The organism is Ruminococcus sp. (assembly GCF_045129435.1).
In the GTDB taxonomy this organism is placed as follows: Bacteria; Bacillota; Clostridia; order Oscillospirales; family Acutalibacteraceae; genus Ruminococcoides.
This window is the reverse complement of record NZ_JBGVJL010000034.1, coordinates 1-5,634: the sequence shown is the minus strand read 5'-3', so window position 1 is coordinate 5,634 and position 5,634 is coordinate 1. Positions and strand designations below refer to the sequence as shown.

Annotated in this window: 4 protein-coding genes; all 4 read left to right on the top strand. The window is 36.8% G+C overall.

Annotation, left to right across the window (positions count from 1 at the left end; genetic code table 11):
• A partial coding sequence (locus tag ACJMMI_RS01825; RefSeq protein ID WP_405352958.1) for a leucine-rich repeat protein occupies positions 1-2,773 on the top strand: 2,773 nt, incomplete at its 5' end.
• Positions 2,774-2,890: 117 nt separating this feature from the next.
• On the top strand, positions 2,891-3,928 hold the full coding sequence (locus ACJMMI_RS01820; RefSeq protein WP_405352957.1) for an IS1595 family transposase: 1,038 nt from the start codon (positions 2,891-2,893) through the stop codon (positions 3,926-3,928).
• Between the two features lie 33 nt (positions 3,929-3,961).
• Positions 3,962-4,453, top strand: coding sequence for an AAA family ATPase (locus ACJMMI_RS01815; RefSeq protein WP_405352956.1), 492 nt, complete (start codon positions 3,962-3,964; stop codon positions 4,451-4,453).
• A 465-nt stretch (positions 4,454-4,918) separates the two neighbouring features.
• A partial coding sequence (locus ACJMMI_RS01810) for a hypothetical protein (RefSeq protein ID WP_405352954.1) occupies positions 4,919-5,634 on the top strand: 716 nt, incomplete at its 3' end.

The window sequence follows — 5,634 nt, the reverse complement described above, 5'->3', positions numbered from 1 at the left end:
TAAAGTAAATTTTGGCGAGATTAAAATTGAACTTGGCGAAGGATCTACAGCAATTGTTTTAAATGCAGATAATGAAACAGTAACTCGTGACATTATGCCAGACGATACTTTAAGAGTATCAATGTTAGTAGGTAAAGCAGCTGATACTGAAGACTTTTACTGGAAAGCAAAAGCAACAGTTACTATTGCCGATACAACTACAACGCTAGACAGCGGTTGGAGCACCGAAACCTACAACACAAAAGAAGATACATCTGCAGTTACAATTGATTTCAAATTAGATGGTGATACATACGGTAATGAATATGAAAACAAAACTGTAACAATTGGCTATGAAATTCGTGCAATCCAAATGGCTAACTTAACAGAACCACAAGCAGATTATTCTATTGAGAACAATAGTGAACAAGTATTTTTTAGTGGTGAAGATTTAGTTATGGATTCTTCTGAGGTAGCAAGTGAAGGTTTAAAATTCTCTACAGCAACATTAATGTATATTAGTGCAGTAAGTTCAGCTTCAATAGCCGAAGTTGGAAATGTTGGAGTTGAAGAATCAAGTACGGGTCTTGTATATGTTGTAGATGAAGAAGATGATACAACAGCTACAGAATGTTTCTTAGTAGGGCTTGGAACATGTACAGACACTGAAATTGTGGTTCCAAAATATGATGAACTAGGAAGAAAAGTTGTTGGTGTTGTAGGAAGTGCAGTTAATTACGCCAACATCTTAGGTGTTAAGATTGAAGGCAATGTTGATACAACAATTAAAAGCATAACTTTACCAAACTCTATTAAGTACATAGATTCAGGCGCTTTTGCTTGTATGAGTGCATCTATCAATTTAGATGAATTAACAAACTTGGAATATATTGGATATGGTGCATTTGCAATGAGCACAATAAGTGAACTTGTTATTCCAAGCAGTGTAACAGCAATTGGAGAAAATGCTTTTGCATATAGTCCTTATTTAAGCAAAGTTACAATGTCTAGTGGAATTACAGAAATAGGGAAAGCTGCGTTCTACAACTGTACAAATTTAACAAGTATAAATCTTCCAAGCACTGTTAAAACAGTTGGAGAAGGAGCATTTCAAAATTGTTCCAACTTACAAACAGTAAGATTAGGCGGTATTACAGAAATACCATACGGATTATTTTACGATTGTAAAGCATTAAGCAGTGTAACACTTCCAACTAATTTAAAAACAATTGGAACATGGGCATTTGGAAATTGTTCTAACTTAACAGAAGTAACAATTCCTGCTTCAGTTATTAGCATCGAATATTCTGCATTCAATGGTTGTACATCACTTTCAAGCGTAACACTATCAAGAGGTTTAGAAACTATTGGAGACTATGCGTTCTGGTATTGCAATATGTCTAGCATTGAAATTCCAGATACAGTTACAACAATGGGAACATATGCTTTTGCTTACTGTTCAGCATTAAAAGATGTAAAATTATCTAGCGGATTAACTGTTTTAAATGAGTGGTCATTCGCATATTGTACAAATTTACAAACAATAATTTTTACAAAAAGTATTAAAACTGTAAACACATCAGCATTTAACGAAAGTTCACTTAATATTATCTACTATACAGGTAATAGCTCAGAATGGGCAAGCACAACAATTAACACATATAACGATGCATTAATAAATGCAAGAGTTTATTATTATTCTGAGACTTATTTAGATACAGGTTGGCGTTATGTTAATAATGTTCCAACAAGATGGAGCAATGCTAGCGAAGGGCTTGAATTTGCTGTGTTAACAACATATTCAAGTGTTAGTGAAGTTTCTGCCAAATCAGATATTGTAGGAACAGCAGAATGTATAGGATTGGGTTCTTGCAGTGATACAGATATTATTATTCCATCTGTATGTTTTATTGATGGTAAATTATACTCTGTAACTCAAATAGGAAAGCAAGCATTTCATCCATTTACTGGTGGTAATAGGATAACAAGTATACAAATATCTAAAAGCGTAATTAATATAGGTGAAAAAGCGTTTCAGGGATGTTCAGAGCTAAGTACTGTAATGTTTGAAGATGAGGCAAAATTAACTAGCATAGGAGAATATGCTTTTTCCGGGTGTAGTAAATTAACAAATATTGAGCTACCAAACGAATTAGAAAACATTGAAGCTTATGCACTACATAATTGTAGCTCTTTAAGTAATATAAAAATCCCAAGTTCTGTTATTAATATGGGGGAAGCTGCATTTAAGATTTGTGAGAAATTAGAAGAAGTAATATTTGGAGAAAATTCACATTTAGGCAGCATAGAGAAAGATACTTTTTATAATTGTTATTTGTTAAAAAACATAGAAATTCCAGGAAGTGTTATTAGTATAGGTGAAAATGCATTTTGGCATTGTTGGGGATTAGAAGAATTGACATTTACTAAAGATTCGCAATTAACCACTATAGCGCAGAATGCATTTAAATCGTGTAGAAAGATAAAAACAATTGTGTTTTTAACAAATGCAAATTTATCAATATATAGCGAGGCGTTTAGCGGTTGTGAGGCATTGGAAAACATAGTATTCCCAAGTACTTTACAAACAATTTCAAGTGCGGCTTTTTATGCTTGTAGTAAATTAACTTCAGTTTATTATGCTGGAACTGAAAGTAGTTGGAGTAAACTTAATATTAATTCATATAATAACTCACCTTTAATTTCTGCAACAACATATTATTATAGTGAAACCGATACAGGGGCTGATAATATTTGGCACTATGTGGAAGGAATGCCAACAGTTTGGCAATAGTGGTATATAAAAGAGATTGCTAAAAATAAAATAATTGGCTATGTCACACTAAATGGTTGATTTTTTCATAAAAATATGCTATAATAATAGTAGATAAAAACATAGGAGTTGATTTCAATGTCTGCTATTAAAGATATTTTAGATAAAATCGATAAGTTAAGCCCCGCCGATCAAGAGCGTCTTAAAACAATCCTTTTTAGCAAAACTTTTACAAAATCCATAAGTATCGAAGAGTTTGTTACAAAAGAAAGGTTTGCTAATGGTCGCGTTTGCCCTGTTTGTGGTGCTACTCACGTTGTTCGCAACGGCAAAAGAAAAGACGGTACTCAAAAGTATATCTGTAAAGATTGTGGCAAATCGTTTGTTATTACAACCAATTCCATCGTGTCTGGAACACGTAAAGACCTTAACGTATGGATTAAGTACGTTGATTGCATGCTGAACGGCTTTTCCGTTCGCAAAGCTGCAGAAGAATGTGGTATTCATAGAAATACAGCATTTGCTTGGCGACACAAGATTTTGGATGCCCTTCAAAACATGGCTAACGATGTAATCCTTGATGGCATTGTCGAGGCTGATGAAACCTTTTTCACCATATCTTATAAAGGCAACCATAAAAAGAGCAAGAAGTTTACAATGCCTCGCGAGCCGCACAAAAGAGGCAATTCAACGCATGTACGTGGTTTGTCGAGCGAGAAGGTTTGCGTACCTTGTGCGGTAAATAGAAGCGGTATGTCAATTGCCAAAGTTTCTAATACGGGAAGAGTATCGACCAAGGATCTCCACGAGATTTATGATGGTCGCATAGATCCGTCCGCAACGCTTGTAACCGATAAAATGAACTCTTACGTACGTTTTTCTAATGCAAACGGTATTGAGTTAGTGCAGTTAAAGACGGGCAAAGCCAAGAAAGGCATTTATAATATTCAACACATAAATAGCTATCATAGCCAACTCAAACGCTTTATGAAGAGTTTTAACGGCGTATCTACAAAGTATCTGAACAACTACCTTATTTGGCACAACTTTGTTAACTACGCCAAGGAAAGTGACGTTGAGAAGCGTGCTATCTTATTAAGCTATGTGTTAACTACATTGAAAACTGATCGGAACAGCAGTTTATCGGATCGTCCTGCTCTTCCGTTAGTTGCATAAACTTGAATTTATATAAGACAAGGAGAAATGCTTATGGCAAAGATAATAGCAATCTGTGGGAAAATATGTTGCGGAAAAACCTATTACGCAAATCAAATAAAAGAAAAAGAGAAAGCAGTTATTTTATCATGCGATGAATTAACAAAGGATTTGTTTGATAATGATTTGGGTGAGAAACACGACGAAATGGCGTTAAGAATTTGGAACTATTTTAAGAAAAAATCGGTGGAATTGGTAAATATAGGTTGTACTGTGATTTTAGATTGGGGGTTTTGGAGCTTAGAAAACAGAAGAAGCTTAACCGAGTTTTGTCGCTCTCAGAACGTTCAGTGTGAATGGCATTACATTGATGTTAATGACCAAACATGGAATAAAAATATTGAAGAACGAAACTGTAGGGTATTAAATGACGAAGGTGGTTCAGATTATTATCTGGATGAAGGTCTTATGGGAAAATTATTGTCCATGTGGGAAGCACCTTCTAAAGATGAAATAGATGTTTGGCATACATTAGAAAGAAAATAAAATTGTTATATAGAGAACAACAAATTCCAATTTAGCGAAGTGAGTAAAATAAATAAAACTCGGTAACAGACCGAGGTACAAGCGATTAAATAAAGGCATCTTGTGGGAATATAACCGTTTCCCTAAATCCGACCCCCCCTTGCTAATTCCCATCTAATGAAACGGTCGAAAACGGGGTAAAATTAGCAGTAATTCCGTAACACAGCTTAACACTCAAAGTACGAAAAAGCCTTGAAAATACGGGATTATCGGGTACAGGAAGTGACTCTACAACCGAGTTTCGAGGTCACTCCTAAGGGTTAGTTGAGGGTTCGATTCCCCCAAGCGGTGCCAGCAGCGCCCGTGCGCAATATGTAAACAGGCGCTGCTTTTTTTATTAATGCCGTAATTCTCGCTTGACCGAGACAATGGTTTGGATTATCATATAAATCTCTAAATAATTTTCTATGCAAAGAAGTATCTCAAATGATTTATCGTGTCAACGAGCTGCGTGACAATATTACAATGCAGGAGCATGACAGCTCTATGATTATTTTCTCTCTTACTGACAATGAAGACAACGCGGCAATAGTCGGAGCGGATAACGGCGGCGCATACGCGATCAAGGTGAGCAAGTCTGTGCACAGCGATTGGAAGCTGGCAGTCGGAGATTTTATAGGATATTGCACCGCAAACAACATCAATGCCGTGTTAGAAATGTCGCAGACAGATTATGACACGGCAATGCAGCATTACAGCGGTCACAGCTTCAATGAACGCGTACTCAGGACTTACGAGCCGCAGATATTGATACACAGCACCACTATGGAAAGCTGGAACCACATTCAGCGCGACGGGATGTTGAAAAGCTGGAACAGATTAAGAAGCGAACAGGCAATCACGGAGAAACACCCCATCGGAATTCAACTCGGAGACCCGGCAAGCTTCAGCGATTATATTATGTTTGGCGGCGGCGTGACCGGAGAGATAGTTGTGAATTCAAAGCAGTCCGGTGCGATAATTATGGATGTCAACACGCAATACCTGACCGGTGCGAGACTGTATTTGGATGCGAAAAAGATAGCGCAGGACGGTCTGCTCGTCCGCGACGGCTGTCATACCAAAGTAAAAGACGCCCTGCCCCTCGAACCGTATTTGATATGGGCGGCGACTTGGGATAAAATCGGTCTGCCAAGTCAAGT